Here is a 3,042-nt window from a genome sequence, read left to right on the forward strand (position 1 = left end):
CGACCACTGCGAATCAGTAAGGAAAACGGTGCGAGTCACATCTAAATGCTCTCACAACCAACCCACTGGGTTAAGAGACACGCCCTAGACGCCCACGGACGTGAACAGCCCGAGATTCTCTATGGGCGGCGGAAGATGACGGCGTGGCTCCACCGGGGTGAGTTCACCGGCGTTTCGAAGCACACGGTCGACCGGTTGATGCGCCTCGAGGGCATGAACGGCCTCGTCCGGGGCCGTAAGCCCCGGGCTTCGGCGTCGACTGGCAAGGAGTCAGCGCGAGCCCCTGACTTACTTAAACGCAACTTCAGTGCGCCCCGCCCGAACCACTCCTGGGTCACGGATTTCACGTATGTCCCAACGTGGGGCGGCTTCGTCTACGTGGCATTCGCCATCGACCTGTACTCTCGTGCGATCGTGGGCTGGCATGCGTCAACGGTCAAAGACACACCGTTCGTTGGGGTCTGTTTGAATATGGCGCTTTGGCGTCGCGACCATGCTGGCCACGCCGTGCGGACCGGTTTGATCCATCACAGCGATGCCGGGTCTCAATACACATCGATTAAATTCACCGAGACTGTCGCTCTCGAAGGCCTCGTCGCCTCGATCGGAACCATCGGAGACGCCTACGATAACGCGGCCGCGGAGACGGTCATGGGGCTTTACAAGAACGAGGCCGTGGCGAAGACCTCACCGTTCGTGACGGGTCCGTTGAAGACCCTCGCTGACGTCGAAAAACTCACCTTCGACTGGCTGGATTGGTACAACAATCGGCGCCTGCACAGCGCACTCGGGAACATGCCGCCCGAAGAATATGAACGCAACTACTACGCTGAAACAAACGGCCCGATAAATATCGAAGCCGCCAAATCCACGCCGAACAACCGGTCATAAGCCGCCAGACTCGCCGTCTCGACGAACGCGACCGCCGACTGAGGGCGGCGAAGCCGCAGCGACTGGAACTGGCGCCGCAGCACGTCGGTCTGCGCGACGTGCTCCGGGTCGGTCACCGTCAGCGCCCGGGCCCACTCCCGTTCGTGAGTGGTGATGTTCACCCCGTTGTGGGTGACGTGGACTGTGTCCAGACTCGCGGTCACATCGTCCGCTGCCTCAAACGCCACGTCGCCAACGAAATATTCGCGTTACTCACCCAAAATCACGCTGTCCCTCTGCCTAGTGGACCGCGGCTGCGGCAACGCCGCCAAACCCTCGGCATCGTCCTCACCGACGCAGCCAAACAGCTCAACGTCCCCTACCAGCGCCTACGCCGACTCGAGATAGGACAACGCGCCGACACCGACCTGGAAACCGCCTTCAGCGCATGGCCCGACGGCAAGGTTCAGCAGCCCAATACGGCACAAAGAGTCGCTTGACACCAATAGGAGCATCCACCCGGCGGGACATGACCTTTCAATCGGCGATACTGGCCCTATTTTCGGTCGGCGTTAACAGCTTCGGATCGTGGCGCTATCGTGTTGGCACTGCGGGGTCCCGATGAAGCTCAGCCCAAGTTGCGCCTGGCGCTAAGCAGCAGGGGTATCACGACGATTCAGTCGCCCAATTTTGCAATAGCTGCTTTATTACTTGTCATAATCGGTATTATCGGTCATTCGAGGTGGGATGTGAGGTGGTGTCGGGGTGGCATCTGATCTGGCAAAACACTAGGCTAAATACATGTCACTCACCACTCCCGGACTGCGGGCATACGAGATCTCCATCCGTTCGGACATCGCCGAACTTGTCGGCCAGCTGCGCGAGCTCCTCGGCGCCCAACTGGTTGCCTACCTGGGGTCCGTCACTGAAACCCGGGCCGTACGACAGTGGGCCGAGGGCACACGCAAACCACCAGCCGAGGCGATTCGCCGTCTGAGGCTCGCGTACCAGGTCGCCGGTCTGCTCACCGAGCGGGACCAGCCGCGAGTTGTCCAGGCTTGGTTTCAGGGGATGAACCCCCAGCTCGAGGACACGGCGCCGGCACGGCTCATTCGTGAGGGTAACCCGGATGATGTCGGCCCTCGCGTGCTGGCCGCTGCTCGCGAATTCGCTGCCGGGTAGTGAGATCATAATCCGGCACCCATGGTCGCAGGCTGGGAGCGCCGGTTTGACTTCGCGGTGAGACGGCAATCAGTCAGCCGAGACGTAGCCCACATCTTCGTGCAGTGAAATGTACGCGGCGATGTGTGAGTCGGTGTACCGGATTGCGCGGCCGAAGCGTATGCAGTTCAGCGAGGCTGAACGAGTTGCACGTCGAATTGTCTGTTCGCTGAGCCCGAGCTTCGTAGCGACTTCTGCGGAGGTGTACGCGAGGCGGTTGGTTTTAGTGTTGGTGTCCATAAGGTCTCTATGCGGTAACCCTGAAATCGGCTGGAAGGTTGCTTGCGCGTGATCTCTAAGGAAGCCAGTGTCGTTTCGCAAGATAATCGAGACTCGCGTCAACCTAATCGAGACTAGTTCGCTGTCAGAGGTTGACGCTGCCCGGTTGCCGCGCAAACATGCGGGTGCGCTGCCGCCGCCGCCGAGCACAGTCTTGATTGCAGTGAGAGAGAATGCCGCAGCCGGCTGCGGCCGAGGCCAGCAAGGGCGTGGTCTCGATTAGGTCAGGAAGTCTCGATTGCTGTGAGAACTGACAGCCAGTGCGGTCGAGGAATCCTCGTCAGAATGACGCTATTGCACATTCTGAATTGCACAATTCTTGCACAATCTACAGTACTTTCCAGGTCTATCGAGGTTTATCAGATTCAGTGTGTTACATGAACCGAACGGCATTCAGCCGACATCTGTCTCTTTCGCAATGAGAAGGTCAGGAGTTCGAATCTCCTTAGCTCCACTCAGACTGTAAGAACAGCCCCGGCCTCGGTCGGGGCTGTTTTCATGCCCGGTCCGGGATGGTGCGCTTTGGCGAGGTGGTGAGACAGAACTGTCAGATTGGCAACGAGACTTTACAGCCCCTTGACGAGGGCAAAGTCAAGTGGTCAGGGCAACGCGGGGGTTTTTGCTTCGAGAAGTAGCTGGTTGAGGCGGTAGGCGGGGGTTTCGAGGTTGAGG

General features: G+C 59.4%; 4 protein-coding genes. 2 read left to right on the plus strand and 2 right to left on the minus strand.

Translation table 11 applies throughout. The features are described 5' to 3' along the window. The first annotated feature begins 45 nt into the window (after positions 1 to 45). Positions 46 to 891 carry an IS3 family transposase gene (locus CXY80_RS00255; protein WP_104131138.1) on the plus strand — a complete coding sequence of 282 codons (846 nt, stop codon included), beginning with the start codon at positions 46 to 48 and terminating at the stop codon, positions 889 to 891. Here CXY80_RS00255 and CXY80_RS19270 read toward each other — a convergent pair. Further along, positions 825 to 1,118, minus strand: a complete 294-nt coding sequence (locus CXY80_RS19270; protein ID WP_158251492.1) for a hypothetical protein — start codon at positions 1,116 to 1,118, stop codon at positions 825 to 827. The two genes, CXY80_RS00255 and CXY80_RS19270, sit on opposite strands and share 67 nt — an antisense overlap. A gap of 553 nt (positions 1,119 to 1,671) precedes the next feature. Between CXY80_RS19270 and CXY80_RS00265 the strand changes: the two genes are divergently transcribed. Continuing rightward, the gene (locus tag CXY80_RS00265; protein ID WP_104131140.1) at positions 1,672 to 2,052 is read left to right on the plus strand and encodes a hypothetical protein; all 381 of its coding nucleotides are present in this window, start codon (positions 1,672 to 1,674) and stop codon (positions 2,050 to 2,052) included. Between the two features lie 69 nt (positions 2,053 to 2,121). Here the strand turns inward: CXY80_RS00265 and CXY80_RS20550 are convergent, their stop codons facing one another. Beyond that, positions 2,122 to 2,331 carry a helix-turn-helix domain-containing protein gene (locus CXY80_RS20550; RefSeq protein WP_104131141.1) on the minus strand — a complete coding sequence of 70 codons (210 nt, stop codon included), beginning with the start codon at positions 2,329 to 2,331 and terminating at the stop codon, positions 2,122 to 2,124. Positions 2,332 to 3,042 lie beyond the last annotated feature (711 nt).

The sequence above is a fragment of the Cryobacterium sp. M91 genome (assembly GCF_002929615.1).
Taxonomy (GTDB): Bacteria; Actinomycetota; Actinomycetes; order Actinomycetales; family Microbacteriaceae; genus Cryobacterium; species Cryobacterium levicorallinum.